This window comes from Pirellula sp. SH-Sr6A (assembly GCF_001610875.1).
GTDB lineage: Bacteria > Planctomycetota > Planctomycetia > Pirellulales > Pirellulaceae > JBKCUI01.
The window spans coordinates 3,764,257-3,783,735 of the sequence record NZ_CP011272.1; the positions used below are offsets into that span (position 1 = coordinate 3,764,257).

Here is a 19,479-nt window from a genome sequence, read left to right on the forward strand (position 1 = left end):
GAGCTATTCGTTCGTTGGAAACGAGTCGATTCGCGGAGCGATAGGATCAAAGGAGGGCTCGGTCGTCGGTACAACGATCGAGTCCGATATCCCCAAGTCGGATGTTCCCAAGTTCGATAAAGCTGGGTTCGATAATGCTGAGGCTTGGGTCGTCGGCTCGAGAGGGATTTGCGGTAGGGCTGGAGGGGGGAGTGCCTCTGGGGGAACATCGATGGTGGTCGATGGGAGCGGCGAAATCGGTAAATCGCCCTCTGGGGCTTGCACTCGCCACTTCGGAGTGGAGGATCTCGATGTTTTGATTCCATCGGCAAAGACAATGTTGTTGTATTCCAGCAGCGTTCCTTTTTCGAAGTGGATATTCTTTAACGCGATCATGTATCGAACCAACGCATCGTAGAAAGCGGTGTCGGACTGCGAAACACGGCTTTGTGCATCCAGGATTTCGTTCACGTTGACTTGGTTGTTATTCTCTTCCAAGTTTTTTAGGATGGCGAGTTGCTCGTAGGCTGCCAATCGCTGGTTGAAGGTGGTTTGAGCAACAGAAAAACTTCGAATAGCGGCCGCGTAGGCATTGCTCAAATCATGAACGACTCGCCGCTCTTTCGCTTGGAGCAATTCTTGATCTTTCGCGAGCTTCAGCTGTGCATTTTTGACGTTGTTGTACGCGCGTCGGAATCCCACGGGTAGGTTCATCTCCAGGCCGAATTGCCACTCTTGGAATTGACCGGAGGTCATACTCGCTACCGCGTTGTCGAATTCCGCTTGGCTCTGGCTCCACAAGCTATCGCCGAAGCCGCGGATGCGGTATTGCGAGATCAGATCGAGTTGTGGTTTGAGAGCATTTTTGCTAGCGAGCAGTTCTAATCGGCTACGCGAGATTTGAAGATCTTGTTTTCTCAGTTCGGGTCGCAGACTCAGCGACTCTTGTACTAATTGTCCCCAATCGAATAAGACTTGAACCAGGATGGGGTCGTGCGCGGGGCGGATCATTCGTCCATCATTGATGGGAAGATTCATCAAGAGCCTGAGCCGGCGCTCTGCGGTGTGAACCCCTTCGATCGCTCGAAAGGACCCGCCGCTGCTTCCATTGTTGGTTCGTGTACCGTCGACTTCTCGTCCTGTCATCGCATCGAGGACTTGCGCTTCAAACCGGTAGTACTGTTCCCTCGCCCTTGCTTCTGAATCGCTCGATCCCGACTGTTGGTCTCGATAGTTCTTCTCAATTCGCCACGTATTGAGAGCGGCGTCTCGGGCCGCGATTTTCGCTTCGAGGTTGCGGTATGCGAAATAGAGATCCCAATAGGCGTTCTCGACGTCGCTGACAAGATCCCGTATGGCCATCTCGTAGTCGAGGATTGCGGAATCGGTGTTGACGCGTGCGACGAGGATACCGTTGTAGACCCCCGGCGTGGATTTCGGGCCCGCGATTCGGTTGTATTCGAGCCCCCCTCCTCGTGCCAGGGGATGGCGAAATCCGACTTCGATATTCGTTTGCCAAACGCTGGGAAAAAGATTACTCGGCGCGTTGTTCGCATCGTACGACGTGTTTTTACGCGCGTAGAGATCGGTTCCGTACGCAGTTGTTTTGGTGAGTTCATTTTGGTAGTTGATCAAGTCTTGCTGGAGCAAGTTGGTACCACCACCGATCAATCGGTTGTTCAGAGGCAAGTCATTTTTGTTGACAGTGAGCCTGCTGTTGAATTGGGCGTCAAAGGCAGCGAGGGCCGATTCGATTCCAAGCCTCGGATCGGTCGCTTGGATTGCAGGATCGTGGAGCGATTGGACTCCGTTGGCCGTGCGAAGTGTGGTACCACCGAGGTCCTGCAGAATTTTCGATCGTTCCACCGCGATTTGAATCGCTTCGTCCGGTGTCATAAGCCACGCCGCCCTCTCCGGTGAGAGCAACGTCAGGGGTTCTGACGCGATCGACTCGACGAGGACAGCGCGCGGCTCCTCGGCGAGGTCTTGCAAGTAGGAATTGGGGCCGGGGTGGGCCAACTTTTGCAGCGGAGTCAGAGCGGGGACCGCAGGCTTGTAGTCGCGAGCACAACCTGGCAGGCACGCCAGGCCCAAGCTCACCAGAAAGAGACTGCGGTGCAAACTACGCATGGAGATAGCAACGAGATTTGTCTGAAGTGCAAAGAATCCGCCCGGATGTTCGGGGCGACTCCGTCACAATGTCCACAGGAACACACCACGGTCCTTTATCGGGCTGGTGCGAAAGCCGACATAAGCGATAAAATCGGCACAGACGAAAATTCCATTGTTTTGAAACGGCTGGTGAACTGGGTGTGGTAAACCAGGTAGCGCAGAGAAAGTGCACGAGCAAGTGAATCTGGATCAGCGACTGGACCTGTTATCCGAACTGGCCGCAAAAATGCCTGCTGCAAAGGTTTACTTCGATACACTCGTCGAATCTTTATGCGAAGCGACGAATGCCCGCGCTGCAGCAGTTTGGACCGTAGAAGGATCTCGCTATCGATTGCAAGCCGAGCGGAGCCTTGCTTCCATCGGGATCCACGCATCGGAGTCGGTCCGCGTCCAGCATGAACAAGGACTGGAGTTGGCGTGCCGTTCCGATGAGCGTTCCGCTCGCGTCGTAGGGGGCGATGGAAATTTCGTTTATCTCTTCTTCGCGGGTGATTTGGACGGAGACACTTTCCTCGTCCTCGAGATCGCGACCGATCCAGTTTCTGAAGGGACCGAGTCGACCTTCATGGCGATTCTCGCGGCCTTTCACGAGACTGCGAGGGAATTCCGTAGCCGCTCCACGATCCAGTCGTTGAAGCAACAACTCGATGGCTTCCATGTTTGGTCCGAGCGCATCCCGAAATGGTACGCTTGCGATCATTTGGATCAGACGGCATTCCTGATCGCCAACGACCTCCTGGAACTGGGCGCGTACCATCGAGTCAGTATCGGGTCGGTTCGAGGTAAGCGGGTCAAGCTGACGGTGATCAGTGGAACCCCCGTGTTGGATCGACGCGCGAAGCAAGTTTCCTTGATGGAAGAGTTGATGACGTTTGTCGCTCGAGCCAATTTGAAGGTTGTCTTTCCAAGTGAAGAAGAGTTGGCTCCGTCGCTGGTGGTATTGGCCGAGAATTATGTCGATGCGAGCGGTGCTTCTTCGGTTTGTCTAGCGACTTGGAACCTACCGCTTGAGACGCGAGGGCCGAGAGAAGCTCGAGCACCGTTTTCGGTCGTCTCCCTCGAGAATTTTCACTCATCCCGAGCAGAGATACCCGAGGAGCTTGAATTCGTTTTCCAACAAGCCGAAACGGCTCTCGGGTTGGCTTGGAAACGAGACCGCGGTTGGTTTCTCCGAACGGGCAAATGGATCGATCGATGGCACAAGCGACTTGCCGCATCGGGATGGGCAGGGATCGGTTTGGGGCTCGCAATTGCCGGTTCCTTGGTCGCGCTGTTCACGATTCCGATCGACTATGAAGTTTGGGCGGAAGGTGTTTATGAGTGCTCACTCTCGCGCGACGTCTTCGCACCGTTGGACGCCGAAGTGGTCGATATGCGTGTTGACCACGAGAGCAAGGTCCAACAGGGCGATGTGTTACTGAAGCTGCAAAGTCGCACACTGGACCTTAAGAGAGAGGAACTCATGACGCAGCGAGAGGTTGCTATGGAAAAGCTTCGCGCGTTGGAAGCCTCGCGTCTGGGAGATCGCCGCAATCGCTCGCAGGATCCAGCCCTGCCAACCGATTGGTCCGCTGCAGAAAAAGAGTTGAGAGAACTTGTAGCGGGACAAAATGAGCAGTTAGGAATTATCGACAAAATGATCGCGTCGCTAACGCTTCGAAGCCCCATCACGGGGCAAGTGATCAGCTGGAACAACACCAAAGATTGGATAAGTCGGCCCGTTCGTCAGGGGCAGCGATTGGTTTCGATCGTCGATTTGCAAAGTCCAGGTCAATTGCGTTTGACAATAGACGACAGGGATGCGCCGGCTTTGTTTCGACGAACTCGCGAGAGCAATGCACCTGTAGAAGTTCGATTTACGTTCGTGAACGATCCGACGGTTACCCATCGGGCTGAAGTAGTGCGAACGGCAATCAATGCCGAACGTTCGGATCGAGCGGTTCGATCGATCCGAGTCGAAGCCGTGGTCTCGGTCGGTCAGAATGTGTCCCCGCAACCAGGTGCCAACGTTCGAGGGAGAATACCATGTGGCGATACAACACTCGGTGGTCTTTGGTGCAGTCGGGTCCTTCAACAGTGGAGATTATGGTGGTACTTCTAACGCTTCGCCATCGAGGTGGACCCAATGGTCTGGGACACGCTCTGAGCGTCGTCTCTCATGGGTATCTTCGAGTGGCCAGGAGGACGTTTTTCGCCCTGGGAGCCTGTGGGTGGATCGCAATGGTCTGGACCAGCGCGCTCCCCGCTCAGTCCCCAGACGAACTCGTCATCTCCCCTGTCCTGCTGAAAGCGATGGAGGAGGTAGAAGTCCCTGCTCTTCTCGACGGCGCCGTTCGGCAAATCGTGGTGCAAGAAGGGGGGCACGTCGACCCAACAAGCGTCCTGGTGCATATGGACGACCGAAATGCAAAACACAAACGGGACCAAGCCGAGTTGCAGGCGAGGATCGCAGGCTTAAAGGCCGCAGACAACTCCACGGTCGAACTCGCTCAAATCGAGGTCGAGGTAGCCAGTGCTTCGCTGCAAAGGGCGAACGAATCTCGAAAGCGATTCCCAGATACCCCGTCCCAAGCAGAGATGGATCAAATTCGTCTTCGCGTGGCCGAGGCGAATCAGCATCTCGAAAGGGCCAAACAAGATCTTGAGTTGGCGCATCTTACGCATGATCTCGCTCGCTCCTCGCTCGAGGCAGCCAACCTCGAATTCGATCAATGTCAAATACGATCCCCTATCCATGGCACAGTCGTTCAAATCTTCGCGCGGCCCGGTGAATGGATTCGCCAAGGAGCTCCGGTGGCCCGTGTCCTGCAACTAGATCGATTGCGAGCGGAGGCCTTTATCACACAAAAGCAGGCCTCATTCCTGTCGATCGAAGGGGATGTTATGGTCCTGGTTCACGACATGAATCCGCAGGGGACAGCCAAGGAAGGTGGCAAGGAAATCCGTGCGAAGATCGTTTTCATCAGCCCCGAAGTCGATATCAACGATGATCGTCGTCGCGTGGTCGCTGAGGTAGACAACGCTCAACAAAGGCTTGCACCTGGGATGCGCGTTGCGATTCGCATACCCGCAAACAATCCCTCCATCGACGCTCGTCGCCGAAAGATCCCGTGACACTTCCCCTTCGTTTCATAGGCTGGACGTTAGATCGTCTGGTCAGACACTTTTCGAAATGCGGGTAGTTACGGTATGAGTCTCGTCCTGGGAAACTCTCCCGCTCTTCTCTCTGCGATGGATCGTCCTATCCCTCTTAGAAGGCGGCTCGATCTGATCGTTCGCCAGTCGGTCGGACGTGAGGGGGTACGGTTCACGATCAAAGATCCGGTTGCGTTCCAGCATTTTCAGTATCTTCATGAGGAGTACTTTCTGCTAGCGTGTCTGGACGGGCGAACCAGTCGTCGCGAATTGCAAAGCCGTTTCGAAAAACAGTTTCCAGGGAAGCGTCTAAGCATCCCTCATCTCGAACGATTGTTGGCAAACTTTTTTTATGAAGGATTGGTCCTAGCCGATCGGCCTGGGACTGGCGAACGGCTTTATGCGAGGTCCTTGAAGAACAAGAAGTTGTCTCCTGCGAGCCTGATTCAAAAACTGCTTTGCATCCGGTTTCGTGGTTTTTCCTTTCCACATGTTCTCGACGAGGTCGAACGAAGAACCCGTTTCTTGCTTCATCCGGTTTCCATCGTCCTGTTCGCTCTGTTCTTGGTCTTCACGGTTGGCTTCGCGGCAATTCACCGAGAGGCCTTTCAAGACAGGCTACCAGCATGGAACGAATATCTATCCCTGCGATATGTGAGTCTTCTTATTCTCGCGATCGCGATCGCGAAGATCCTTCACGAGCTGTCCCATGCGATGGTATGCAGACGATTCGGCGCCGAATGCAATGAGATTGGAGTGATGCTCCTCTTGTTCGTACCTTGTCTTTATTGCGAGGTGTCGGATTCATGGATGCTCAAGAGTCGATGGAAGCGCGCGGCGGTAGCGGGAGCAGGAATCGCGGCAGAGTGCGTGCTCGGGGGGCTCGCGTTTTGGTGTTGGTGGTTGACCTATCCTGGAGTGATCCACGCAATTTCTCTTCAAGTCATGATCGTTTGTTCGATCAATTCCATTTTGATCAACGGCCAGCCACTGCTTCGATACGATGGATATTTTGTTCTTTCCGATGCGTTGAATCGTCCCAACCTGTGGACCGCTTCCCGCGCACATGTTCGAAGGCTTTTTGGGATGTTTTTTCTCAAACCTGCGTTCCAGCAACGCGATCCATGGATGCGGTCAGGAACCCTGGCGTTATGGTTCGGTCTGGCTTCCTCGGTCTACCAGTTCGCAGTGTTGGCTGCCATGCTTTGGGTGCTGCACGCGTTGGCAATTCAATGGCGGCTGCTTTCCGTGTTCTGGATGGTCTTGTTCTTAATCGGAGGAACGATCGTTTTGGTGACTTCGCTGCAACTGGGATCGCAAATTCAGAACCCTTCCTTCCGACGCAGGTTGAGCCTCGCGCGCAGCCTAGGGACCGCGGCCGCCATCGTGGTGGGCATCGTCCTGCTCTTTACCTTTCCCGTTTCATGGAATGCCACTTCCTTCGGGATTGTGCTCCCGGAGCAACGGCAACCGATTCTCTCCATCGTGGCGGGGAGACTCGCATCGTGTGTGGAGGCGGGGCAGTACGTGCGTCAGGGTGAGGTCATTGCCACGCTGGAGAACCCGACTTTGGAGCTGGAACGATCCAATCTTCAAGTCCAGCTTCAGCAGGCTAGAGCTCGTCAAGAGAGTCTTCGCCGCAAACGCGCCTTCGAGCCATCCGCATCGCAGTCTCTCCTAAGCGCAGAGCAGCAAGTCCTGGGACTAGAGCAAGAACTCGCACTGCTCGACAAAAATCTAGAACTCCTCACCCTTCGCGCGGACCGAGCGGGGTGGTGCGTCGAGCCTGATCGCGGTGCCATGGAGGAGTCGCAGACTCAGGCATGGCGAGTTCCGCTCCTTTCATTTCAGAACCTCGGTTGCCACATCGTGCGCGGAACATGGGTCGCCACGGTAGAGAATGCCCCGGTTGAACAAATCCCCCTGGAGCAAGCGACCGTGGAACAACAAGGAGGTTCGGTATTTCGAGCCTACTTTCGCGAGTCGGATGTGGCGGGGATTCAATCTGGACAGGACGCCAAGGTCATCTTGAGGCGGCAGCCTGATCGTCCGTGTGCGGGCGTGGTCCGACAAGTGAAGCTCGACACCACGGGAGAGATTCCTCCTGCGTTGCAACGCGAATCCCTGTTTTCATGGTACGCCACTACCGAGGGAACGAAGTCCAAAGAGCCGGTATATCTCGTCGAAATTGAGCTGAAGGTAGAGATTCGCTCCATCGACGCCGACGGCATCGGACGTGTATGGGTAACGACATCACCCCTCCCACTCGCCGCTATTTTGTGGCGGTCCCTGGCGTCGAACTTGCGTTGGTAGACGCATGGTGAGAGCTTCCGCCCGCGACATCACGGGATTAAAAAGGCTCCCGCGGTCAACACCGTTCCTTCGATAACGAGAGGTTTGAGTTGGAGGGGCGGCAACTCGCGTACTTTCGGTGCGGGCCAACCGGCTTCGTAGGGCCAATCCCAATACGCCGGTTGCCGCGCGTCGTGAACCGACATTGCATAAGGCAACGCGGGTATTGTCGCGAGGAATCGAACTCCCGACAGCGCGGGCTGCACGAGACCGCAGGTGCGACCGTAGCGTTCCAAGTTGACCTCTTCGAAGTAAAGAGGCTGGTAGGGAACTGCGGACGCTGACCGAATGGCAGGGGTCGAGGCATGGGAAGGGGAGGCGAACCATTGCGGCTCCACAGTCGGTATCGGGCCGAGAACGGCTTCCACCTGGTTTTCAGGGAGAAGCGTGCTGTCCCCCTTCGATTTCGGTGCCAATCCGATAGACACCGACCCAATCGGCTTCATCGGAGGCAGGAAATGGGCCTGCGGATTTCCGGATTTCTGCGTCCCCTGCGGCGATGCTGGCGATGCTGGCGGAGGTGGCATCAAGCTCGGTTCGTCCTGCACCCAGGCCTCCGCAGGTGCTTCGACGACAATGGAGCGGCCTATCTGTCCCTGCGATTGTCGGAGCTTGACCCCCTGTTGAGCGATCGCAGGGAGCCCGTAGCCCACACCTACCGCCACAGCGAGGGATGGCCAAAGGGGGGTGGTTCGAAGAGTTGGCATCGCATGAACATCCTGTTCCAAACGCGGTTTTCATCCAGTCCGCCGGGAGAGCGAGACAGCGGGAATCCTTCCCTGCTCACGGGAATGTTCGTATTAGCCCGGTTCATAAAATCAGAAATTGCAGGCATTCCCTACGAGCGATAAACACCGATTGCGCGGTACGACAGGAACAAACAGAACTTATTTGTGATCCAAGCCTGATAAGGTGTGACTTTTGGAGCGGTTGTAGACGAAAATCAAATGAAAAGCTGAACGTCCGAGACGGGCACAGTTAAAATTGTAAGGCTTGTTTGTTTTGTCGACTTTATGACTAAAGGTCCGAGAGTAGCGTTTCACCCATCTGTAGGGTGTGCTGCAGCCCCACTCAAAAGTGTTTGTCCCGACCCTTTTCCTTTTGATCACGTTGTCGATTCATGATGTCGTTTCTTCTGAAGTTGCTGCGATTCTGGAAAGGGAACGTCGAAGATCGCGCCGCCAACCCACGGAAGAGTGACAATTCAGTCTATCCCCGCTTGTACGAGTCGAGGTTGGAGTCGCGGCGCGTTCTCAATGCAGCCCCGCTACCGTTTCCCACCGACGTCTCCGAACTGCTGATCGACGCAGGAGAGGGCCGAAACGATGGTGGGGCCGACACCTTCGAAATACGCCAGGCGTCGTCCGGATCGACGGGGCAATTGCAAGTCCTCGTCAATGCGCAGAAGGTGTGGGAAGGGGCCTACAACCAGCTGGACAAAATTCGAATCGAAGGATCCAGCGACAGCGATGTGGTGAAAATAGACGCGGAGCTGAATTGGCAGGGGACGATTCAGTTCTCTGGAGGTCCCAACGACGAAGGGGGCGAAGACTCCCTCCAGGTCCTCTCCTCGCCAAACCGACTCTGGGAGCAGATTCAAACGCGTTTGGAATCGAACACTTGGAGCCGAACATACTACGCCGCTTCCGATTCCCAGGGGCTTTTGATCGAAGCTTCAGGTGTCGAATCCATGCAGGATCGTTCGCAATCCACCTCGCAGACCTACGACATTCTTCAGGCTGCTGGAGGATGGGGGCTCGAGAGTCTCGCGCGGGACACGAGCGAAGGATGGGTCGGGCAGGAGTTGCAGGTTCTCTCCAACGGAACCCGACGCTGGGCCTTCGCCGATAGCAGTGCGATGCAGATTCGATTCTTCGAGCCCGCATCGACCGCGACGTTGGAGATGTCTGATCTTCGAACCAATGCAAAGTCAATCGATATCCAAGGTAGTACGATTCTGGTTCACGGCCAGATCACCGCCAGCTCGGGAGCCCGTGTCACGCTGGACGCGGGAGGGGAACATTCGATTTTCGTATCCGGTACCATCGATGTCTCGGGCCGCGGGTTCGATGGGGGAGGTCAGATTGTATTGCTGGGGGATCGAGTCGAATTGAACGACGGCGCTCGATTGAATGCGTCCTCCGATCTCGACGGCGGACAAATATGGATCGGTGGAGGAAGACAGGGTGCGTTGCTTGGAAACGGCAACGCCCAGTCCGTGAGAGTCTCCGCATCCGCGCTGGTCGAAGCGGATTCGATCCAACATGGCGACGGTGGATCCATCGTGATCTGGTCGGAAGCGAGCACGGTGGTGGAGGGTACCGGAAACCTGCGTGCCCGCGGCGGTCTCACGGGTGGGAACGGCGGTTTCATCGAGACGTCGAGTCGCGGCTCGCTCCAGGTGGATAACCCGGCGGTCCTAACGGCCAACGCGGGACGCGGTGGGCTCTGGTTGGTCGATCCATCCAGTATCGTTATCGTTTCCACCCCCACCGCCAATACCGCGACGGTGACCTATGTATTGGCTAGCACAATCGAGTCCCAACTCAACAATGGCGTCTCGGTCTCGTACATCACCTCCACGGGAACCGGGGATGGAGACATCTTGATACAAGCCGCGATCAATGTCACCGGAACGAACAATGCCACATTAAGCCTCAACGCCACTCGCGATATTCAGTTCAACGCATCGGGGAATATCGCGGGCAATCAAAAACTTTCGTTGCAACTCACCGCCGGCCGAAATCTCCGAACCGATTCCGCAAATTTGTCTGCACTGCGAGAACTCAACCTATCAGCCACCAGCGGCGATATTACTTTGGGAGCGGTCTCTATCGGCGACGGAGTCGGATTGCCAGGATTCGCCATGACATCTGTCTCCAGATCTCTCGCGACAACCGGGCCTCTCACTAGCCTGGGTGGGGATATTCAACTTAAGACGACCGACACAACAGGGACATCTATTTCACTTGATGACGTTAGCACCGCATCCGGGGATTTGGAAATCCAAGCGGCATCTATCGTGGCTTTCGTCGGTGGAGCAGGTTCCATTCAATCAACGTCTGGTCAGCTGCGAATACAAGGATTGCAGACAACGACGGCATTGGGGTTCGGAACGGGCGCTTCAGGTGACTTGAGGATGAGCGACGCATCGCTGCTGGCGATCGCATCGGGATTCACGGGAGGGATTCAATACGGTCAGTCTCTCCAAACTGGGAAGATTACTCTAGCCGGTACCTCCCATACCTACACCGACGCGTTGACCATTGTCGCGTCCGGTGGAGCCGATGTCATTATCAACAGTTCCTTGACTGTCCAGGGCTCGGGAAACTCGCTGCTTATCCAAGGATCTAATGCCTCCGAAGTCGAGCTTGCCGGGAACCTTCAAACGCGTGGCGGATCCATTTCTATCGTAGCAGATCGACTTTTGGTCGACAGTAGTGCGACTCGAACCATCGAATCGAGCGGCGGAGGAAGTGCAACAGGCGGTGTAATCCAACTGGGGAACATCAATCGAATCGACGGAAAGGGGAGCGCCGCAAACCTTCAAGTCTGGAGCCAAGCTACCAACGTCGGCGGGAACATCACGATTGGCAATGTTGTCAAAGATGTCGATGGCAGTGGTGTGAATCGACTTTCGATCCAGAGCAGCGGCTCGGTGAGCGATGGAACGGTGACGATTGGTAGTGTCCGGTTGATTGGCAAGTCCGGTACACCGGCGTTGTTCCAGATCAACCAGAGCGATGCGACGGCGACAGATATTATCGCATCGGGCGTGATCGATCTTCGGGATGGGACGTTGGGTCAGCAAGCCGGTTCGATCGACTTTGGATCCTCGCGATTGACCCCGCTCAATAGCACCAGTGTGTTGGAGTTGCGAACGCAGCATACGGGGCTTGGTGTCGTGGACAACGGGAACGATGGTGGTGACATTCGCATTGGAGGAGTAGCCAACCAGGGTAGCGCGTACTTCGACACCCTGTTGATCGACATGCGAGGTGCTGGGACCCCCAACGAGAGCGGGACGTTGAGCGTGACTGGTACAGGAGCTCGCGTCTTGAGTGTCGATGGATTCAATGGTGGGAGCGCATCGGCGGTTGGTATTGAGATCTTAGGCACGGTGGAGCTTGCAGCAGCCAATCCCCTTTCGCTGCAGACGAACCCCGGAGGTGTTGCGGGGTTGAGTTCCCGAGCGATCGATCTTCGCAATACGAGTTTTACGGGCTCTGGTAGCTTGTCGTTGGTAACCGGTTCAACGGTTGTTGGGAACAGTTCGAATGTGGCGGGGAATGTGTTCTTAGCGGATGTGGATCTTTCGACAGCCGGGAGTTCCCTATCGATCGATACGCGAGGTACAACGATTGGTCGCACACGGTTGGAGCATCCCACGGGATCGGCCGTGACGGTAACGGTCCATGGAGACTTGGACTTCCGGAACACGCTGACGGAGTTGGTCGATAGCGCGACGTTGCGAGTGTTGGGAGATACGAACGAGCTGAAGCTTGGAGATGCAGTGGCATCGGGTTCGCAGAATTTGAACCTTCTCTCGGAAGGTAGTATTTCGGTTGGTTCGATCGACTTGAACACAGGCTCGCTATCAATACAGTTGGATACGGACAATGATTCGATCTCAGCGTTGACGGCAACGGGTGCGTTGGACGCAGGTTCGATCACGTTTACCGGTTCGGCGCTAGGTAACGATACGGTATGGTTGGGAGGAGATGTTACGACGGGAAGCGGAGCGATTCAATTCGTGGACCTTAGTTCGGTGCAGCTAGCCTCGAACACAGACCTTCGTTCGGCGACGAACATTAGTATGGCCGGGGAAGTAGGAGTCCTGGAACTGGTAGGAGCCAGTGGCACGAACATCTTGGAAGTCCGAGGGAGTAACACGACGCTTGAGACTCCGAGTATCACGGGAACTGGGAACGTGACGCTGGAGCTGTTGAGCGACCATTCGATCTTGTTGGGGAATGTGTTACTGACCAACGGGTTGGTGGAGGCATCGATCGGTCGCTCGACGGCGCGCACCGATACGATGTTCCGTGCAGGGAGTGTGCAAGCGCGAGGGCTTCGCGTAACCGGTGGTGACCCTGCCAACGACGAGGCACTCTTCACCGACCAGCTCGATCTCGGCGTCGATGGACTGCTGGTCGAAGATGTGCAATCGGTCGATCTCTCAGGAGATATTTTCTCCGACGGGGATATGTCGTTGGAAGTGGGGACTGGAGGAACGATCCTTCTCAACTCCGATATCACCACGAATGGCAGCGACATTCTCTTTCTGTCAGGCCGAGTCGATGTCGATGGCACGGCAGTCAGGACTTTGACGACAGGTGGGACCGGAGTCACAGCGAACACGGCAGGGCAAGTCCAGTGGGGAGCAGGAACAAGCATTGCGGGAGTGGACGGCGCAGCCGCTTTGGAGATCGACACCCGTGGTGTTCTGCAAGGTGGAGCGGTCACTCTGGGTACTGTCGTTGGAACCGGCAGCGGTGTGAATCGACTTTCGATTCAGAGCAGCGGCTCGGTGAGCGATGGAACGGTGACGATTGGTAGTGTTCGTTTGATTGGCAAGTCCGGTACACCGGCGTTGTTTCAGATCAACCAGAGCGATGCGACGGCGACAGATATTATCGCATCGGGCGTGATCGATCTTCGGGATGGGACGTTGGGTCAGCAAGCCGGTTCGATCGACTTTGGATCCTCGCGATTGACCCCGCTCAATAGCACCAGTGTGTTGGAGTTGCGAACGCAGCATACGGGGCTTGGTGTCGTGGACAACGGGAACGATGGTGGTGACATTCGCATTGGAGGAGTAGCCAACCAGGGTAGCGCGTACTTCGACACCCTGTTGATCGACATGCGAGGTGCTGGGACCCCCAACGAGAGCGGGACGTTGAGCGTGACTGGTACAGGAGCTCGCGTCTTGAGTGTCGATGGATTCAATGGTGGGAGCGCATCGGCGGTTGGTATTGAGATCTTAGGCACGGTGGAGCTTGCAGCAGCCAATCCCCTTTCGCTGCAGACGAACCCCGGAGGTGTTGCGGGGTTGAGTTCCCGAGCGATCGATCTTCGCAATACGAGTTTTACGGGCTCTGGTAGCTTGTCGTTGGTAACCGGTTCAACGGTTGTTGGGAACAGTTCGAATGTGGCGGGGAATGTGTTCTTAGCGGATGTGGATCTTTCGACAGCCGGGAGTTCCCTATCGATCGATACGCGAGGTACAACGATTGGTCGCACACGGTTGGAGCATCCCACGGGATCGGCCGTGACGGTAACGGTCCATGGAGACTTGGACTTCCGGAACACGCTGACGGAGTTGGTCGATAGCGCGACGTTGCGAGTGTTGGGAGATACGAACGAGCTGAAGCTTGGAGATGCAGTGGCATCGGGTTCGCAGAATTTGAACCTTCTCTCGGAAGGTAGTATTTCGGTTGGTTCGATCGACTTGAACACAGGCTCGCTATCAATACAGTTGGATACGGACAATGATTCGATCTCAGCGTTGACGGCAACGGGTGCGTTGGACGCAGGTTCGATCACGTTTACCGGTTCGGCGCTAGGTAACGATACGGTATGGTTGGGAGGAGATGTTACGACGGGAAGCGGAGCGATTCAATTCGTGGACCTTAGTTCGGTGCAGCTAGCCTCGAACACAGACCTTCGTTCGGCGACGAACATTAGTATGGCCGGGGAAGTAGGAGTCCTGGAACTGGTAGGAGCCAGTGGCACGAACATCTTGGAAGTCCGAGGGAGTAACACGACGCTTGAGACTCCGAGTATCACGGGAACTGGGAACGTGACGCTGGAGCTGTTGAGCGACCATTCGATCTTGTTGGGGAATGTGTTACTGACCAACGGGTTGGTGGAGGCATCGATCGGTCGCTCGACGGCGCGCACCGATACGATGTTCCGTGCAGGGAGTGTGCAAGCGCGAGGGCTTCGCGTAACCGGTGGTGACCCTGCCAACGACGAGGCACTCTTCACCGACCAGCTCGATCTCGGCGTCGATGGACTGCTGGTCGAAGATGTGCAATCGGTCGATCTCTCAGGAGATATTTTCTCCGACGGGGATATGTCGTTGGAAGTGGGGACTGGAGGAACGATCCTTCTCAACTCCGATATCACCACGAATGGCAGCGACATTCTCTTTCTGTCAGGCCGAGTCGATGTCGATGGCACGGCAGTCAGGACTTTGACGACAGGTGGGACCGGAGTCACAGCGAACACGGCAGGGCAAGTCCAGTGGGGAGCAGGAACAAGCATTGCGGGAGTGGACGGCGCAGCCGCTTTGGAGATCGACACCCGTGGTGTTCTGCAAGGTGGAGCGGTCACTCTGGGTACTGTCGTTGGAACCGGCAGCGGTGTGAATCGACTTTCGATTCAGAGCAGCGGCTCGGTGAGCGATGGAACGGTGACGATTGGTAGTGTTCGTTTGATTGGCAAGTCCGGTACACCGGCGTTGTTTCAGATCAACCAGAGCGATGCGACGGCGACAGATATTATCGCATCGGGCGTGATCGATCTTCGGGATGGGACGTTGGGTCAGCAAGCCGGTTCGATCGACTTTGGATCCTCGCGATTGACCCCGCTCAATAGCACCAGTGTGTTGGAGTTGCGAACGCAGCATACGGGGCTTGGTGTCGTGGACAACGGGAACGATGGTGGTGACATTCGCATTGGAGGAGTAGCCAACCAGGGTAGCGCGTACTTCGACACCCTGTTGATCGACATGCGAGGTGCTGGGACCCCCAACGAGAGCGGGACGTTGAGCGTGACTGGTACAGGAGCTCGCGTCTTGAGTGTCGATGGATTCAATGGTGGGAGCGCATCGGCGGTTGGTATTGAGATCTTAGGCACGGTGGAGCTTGCAGCAGCCAATCCCCTTTCGCTGCAGACGAACCCCGGAGGTGTTGCGGGGTTGAGTTCCCGAGCGATCGATCTTCGCAATACGAGTTTTACGGGCTCTGGTAGCTTGTCGTTGGTAACCGGTTCAACGGTTGTTGGGAACAGTTCGAATGTGGCGGGGAATGTGTTCTTAGCGGATGTGGATCTTTCGACAGCCGGGAGTTCCCTATCGATCGATACGCGAGGTACAACGATTGGTCGCACACGGTTGGAGCATCCCACGGGATCGGCCGTGACGGTAACGGTCCATGGAGACTTGGACTTCCGGAACACGCTGACGGAGTTGGTCGATAGCGCGACGTTGCGAGTGTTGGGAGATACGAACGAGCTGAAGCTTGGAGATGCAGTGGCATCGGGTTCGCAGAATTTGAACCTTCTCTCGGAAGGTAGTATTTCGGTTGGTTCGATCGACTTGAACACAGGCTCGCTATCAATACAGTTGGATACGGACAATGATTCGATCTCAGCGTTGACGGCAACGGGTGCGTTGGACGCAGGTTCGATCACGTTTACCGGTTCGGCGCTAGGTAACGATACGGTATGGTTGGGAGGAGATGTTACGACGGGAAGCGGAGCGATTCAATTCGTGGACCTTAGTTCGGTGCAGCTAGCCTCGAACACAGACCTTCGTTCGGCGACGAACATTAGTATGGCCGGGGAAGTAGGAGTCCTGGAACTGGTAGGAGCCAGTGGCACGAACATCTTGGAAGTCCGAGGGAGTAACACGACGCTTGAGACTCCGAGTATCACGGGAACTGGGAACGTGACGCTGGAGCTGTTGAGCGACCATTCGATCTTGTTGGGGAATGTGTTACTGACCAACGGGTTGGTGGAGGCATCGATCGGTCGCTCGACGGCGCGCACCGATACGATGTTCCGTGCAGGGAGTGTGCAAGCGCGAGGGCTTCGCGTAACCGGTGGTGACCCTGCCAACGACGAGGCACTCTTCACCGACCAGCTCGATCTCGGCATCGATGGGCTGCTGGTCGAAGATGTGCAATCGGTAATCTTGCAATCCGACATCGAATCTCTGGGGGCGGTCGAGTTTCGCGATGTCTCGGGTGAAGTTCAGTTGCAGAACCCTCTCACTCTTCGAGGGGCAGGTGTATTGGCGCGGACTGGAGTTGGCTCCATTCGACTGATAGGGAATGGTGCGGCCTTCCAGATCATTGCAACGGGAGACGCCAATGGTTTGGAGTTGGCAGACGTTGATTCCTCCGATGTGGTATCGTTATCCCTTTCTTCGGAGGGAGGGATGCAATTAGGAGTCGTAACGTTAGTTCCCGCTTCGCAGCTCAGCATTCAGGTGGACAGCGATGCCGATTCTGTGGGAGCGTCGTTTTCCTCGCAGGCATTGCAGGCGGGGACATTGAGTCTTCGAGGGAGTGTGCAACGGAATGACGACGCCTTGATCGCCGGTCCTCTCACGTCATTGACGGGGGCCATCGTCGCGGAGAATTGGCGAGTATTCGAAGTTCAAGGAAATGTGAGCAGCGCTACGCAAGCTACATTCTCTCGGATATTCGATGCCCTGCGATTGGGAGCGACCACGGAGGTAATCGCCAACACGGGTGACCTATCGATGCAGGACGATGTCGCTCGCATTACATTGGCAACTTCTCTTACTCCTGTTCAATTCGTCAGTCATGGAGGGTCCGTCCGGTTGGCATCGTTGCAGAGCGGAGGATTGTCGCGAGAAGTGGAGGTGATCGCGGACCGCGACGTATTCCTTCAAGGGACCGATCTGGCAAAGAGGCTTACGGTTCGTTCCGCTCAAGATGGGTTAGGCATTGGGCGTGTGGAATCGGGAGGGACTGTTAAAGCGACCGAGGTGCGATTCTTCGCAGCCAATGGAATTGGTTCTGCTACGCCGATTCAAGTTCAGACGAGTCGAATCGAGGCAAAGAATTCGCACGGGGGAGTTATTCGGCTGGCAAACACCGCTTCGGGTGTGGCACTTTGGGACGTCGAGGGACAAAACGGAACGAACATCCATGTCTCGCAGACCGGTGGCACCATGAGCCTCGAGAGGTTCCTAACCGGTGCGGATGGAACCCCGAGCGTGGGTGAATCGAATGCCTTGATTCAGTCTCTGAACAGTGAGGTTGTTATAGGGGTAAGTGGTATTCAAGTTGGTGGATTGGGCTCGCTTTCCTTCCTCGGCTCCGGAACAGGGGATGTGGACTTCCAAGGCGACGTAGTCGTGGAGCAAGGTGCTCTACAAGTCGTGTCAGGAGGGACCATTTTTGGAGCGGCCACGCTGCAATCGAACTCGATCGAGTTTGTTGCGCAGAGCGGAGTGGGGGACGGCTCGCCGATCCGTACCAAGACTTCGGTGCTGAGAGCATTCTCTCAATTAGGCGACGTGCAAGTCCGCAACGAGAGCGTTTTGCCACTCTCCGTTCTCCGCTTGCAGTCCAGCGGGTCAGGAAGCGTTTCGCTCGAGCAAACCGGAGGCGGAGGCTTGGTGGTGTTTCAAGCCTCGACGGCGTCGGGGACCGGGGATATCACTTTGGCGAATCCCTTAGGATCCCTCTCGATTGTGGGAAATATTCTCGCAGGTGGAAACGGCGATATTGAGTTGATCGCCGGGGGCGATATTCAGTTGCTGCCTGGTTCTCTTGCTCAGACCTCGAGTGAAGCGGGAATTTTCAAAGCCGAGTCCGGCGGTCGGTTTCAATTGCAAAATGGCGCCGTCATTCAAGTCGGAGCTTCCAATTCTCAAACGGAAGCTTTGTTAAATCGGATTCCAACCGAGTTAGAAATTACACCCATCGCGAATCCAGATGGAGTCAACGTGGATGCGATTGGGAGCGCATCGTTGATTGTTCGCATCGGTGCTTCCAATCCAACTACGGTCGACAAGAATTTTGGAATCATGATCGATTGGGCGGATGGGGCGGTCGACAACGTGCCGTTGGGCGCTAGATCCCCGCTATCCACTTATCCTGGCGTTTTCAGGTTTGATGCGACGGGTATTCCTTTCTTGATCCAGCATCAATATCTCGGAAATCCGAACGTCAACGATCCTGCTGCCCCCATTCCTATTGTCTTTACGCTGACGACGGACCCTTTTCAGCGAATACAAATTTCCGATCAATTCGGTACAGGAAACTTGCTGACACAAGTTGTTCAGGTCGATTTAACGGTCCCGGCGGCAGGATTGTTTGCATTGCGAATTGAGTTGCCGCAGGTTCAATTCACGAGCCGTGTGCTGGTCTTAGCGAGCGAGGTGATCCTCCAGACCAACTCGCTGGTTGCCGCATCCAATACCACTACCGATTTGCCATCGAGTGTCTCGGATGTCGTTTCCAAATCGGAACGGCAGTATGTTCTTCGATTGGTTACTCCTCGTAACGAAGCTGGCGAGGTCACCGAGAGCGACAACATAGAGCTATCGGAGAGCGATATCTCCGATCTGCCGAGTCTCTTCCGACGTCTAGGCGACAATCGTTATCGAATCTATGCCATTTTGGATGGTGGGATCGAGCTGTTGCTTCGCGATTTCTATTTGAAGAAGCATTTGCCTTTCGAACTGGACGAAGCCACTGCAGATGAAGTCCCTATTCCGGGACTTGTCCAACCCGAGGGAACGCCCGGAAGCGACATGCAGGAAACGCCTCGGAATGAATCTCGTGAAGGAGAACGCAAGGCTCTTGATCCCACGAGTTCGACGCGAAATGGAGGCGCAACCGAGGAAGGGGGAAGCGAGGAATTCGTCGGGAACGAGGGGCTCGCGTCCAGCATTCTTTCCGTATTGCTGCCACAACAATCATTCCGACGGGCTGCCAGGAAACTGAGAAAGCAAGTTGCTTCTCGGACGCAGCAACCATCGAATTCCTCAGGAGCCAAATAACGTGCGCGAGTGCCTGATTTGCCGTGCGGTTTTGAACGATGTTCCTCTAAACGAGGGACGTTGTCCTCATTGCG

General features: G+C 55.6%; 6 protein-coding genes. 4 read left to right on the top strand and 2 right to left on the bottom strand.

The annotated features are described in order from the left end of the window. Positions 1-3: 3 nt before the first annotated feature. Positions 4-2,109, bottom strand: a complete 2,106-nt coding sequence (locus VN12_RS14485; protein WP_146677495.1) for a TolC family protein — start codon at positions 2,107-2,109, stop codon at positions 4-6. A gap of 220 nt (positions 2,110-2,329) precedes the next feature. Here VN12_RS14485 and VN12_RS14490 point away from each other — a divergent pair, with 220 nt between their 5' ends. The 3 genes from VN12_RS14490 to VN12_RS14500 all read left to right on the top strand — a co-directional run bounded on the left by VN12_RS14490 (position 2,330) and on the right by VN12_RS14500 (position 7,599). Next, complete coding sequence (locus tag VN12_RS14490; protein ID WP_146677496.1) at positions 2,330-4,252, top strand: HlyD family efflux transporter periplasmic adaptor subunit; 1,923 nt, start codon at positions 2,330-2,332, stop codon at positions 4,250-4,252. Between the two features lie 119 nt (positions 4,253-4,371). Then, entirely contained in the window at positions 4,372-5,265 is an 894-nt protein-coding gene (locus VN12_RS14495; protein ID WP_168164418.1) for an HlyD family secretion protein, read from the top strand. Positions 5,266-5,340: 75 nt separating this feature from the next. After that, a complete protein-coding gene (locus VN12_RS14500) occupies positions 5,341-7,599 on the top strand; it encodes a site-2 protease family protein (protein ID WP_146677498.1) in 2,259 nt (752 codons plus the stop codon). Between the two features lie 29 nt (positions 7,600-7,628). Here VN12_RS14500 and VN12_RS14505 read toward each other — a convergent pair whose 3' ends face one another. Next, positions 7,629-8,345 (bottom strand): hypothetical protein, encoded by a 717-nt coding sequence (locus VN12_RS14505; RefSeq protein ID WP_146677499.1) that lies wholly within the window; start codon positions 8,343-8,345, stop codon positions 7,629-7,631. A gap of 413 nt (positions 8,346-8,758) precedes the next feature. Here VN12_RS14505 and VN12_RS14510 point away from each other — a divergent pair, with 413 nt between their 5' ends. Further along, a complete protein-coding gene (locus tag VN12_RS14510; RefSeq protein ID WP_146677500.1) occupies positions 8,759-19,405 on the top strand; it encodes a hypothetical protein in 10,647 nt (3,548 codons plus the stop codon). Positions 19,406-19,479: the final 74 nt, after the last annotated feature.

Bases quoted from the DNA above. Each gene is read 5' to 3' on its own strand.
- VN12_RS14495 (WP_168164418.1), top strand. From the start codon at position 4,372: ATGGTCTGGACCAGCGCGCTCCCCGCTCAGTCCCCAGACGAACTCGTC.
- VN12_RS14505 (WP_146677499.1), bottom strand. From the start codon at position 8,345: ATGCCAACTCTTCGAACCACCCCCCTTTGGCCATCCCTCGCTGTGGCG.
- VN12_RS14485 (WP_146677495.1), bottom strand. From the start codon at position 2,109: ATGCGTAGTTTGCACCGCAGTCTCTTTCTGGTGAGCTTGGGCCTGGCG.
- VN12_RS14510 (WP_146677500.1), top strand. From the start codon at position 8,759: ATGATGTCGTTTCTTCTGAAGTTGCTGCGATTCTGGAAAGGGAACGTC.
- VN12_RS14500 (WP_146677498.1), top strand. From the start codon at position 5,341: ATGAGTCTCGTCCTGGGAAACTCTCCCGCTCTTCTCTCTGCGATGGAT.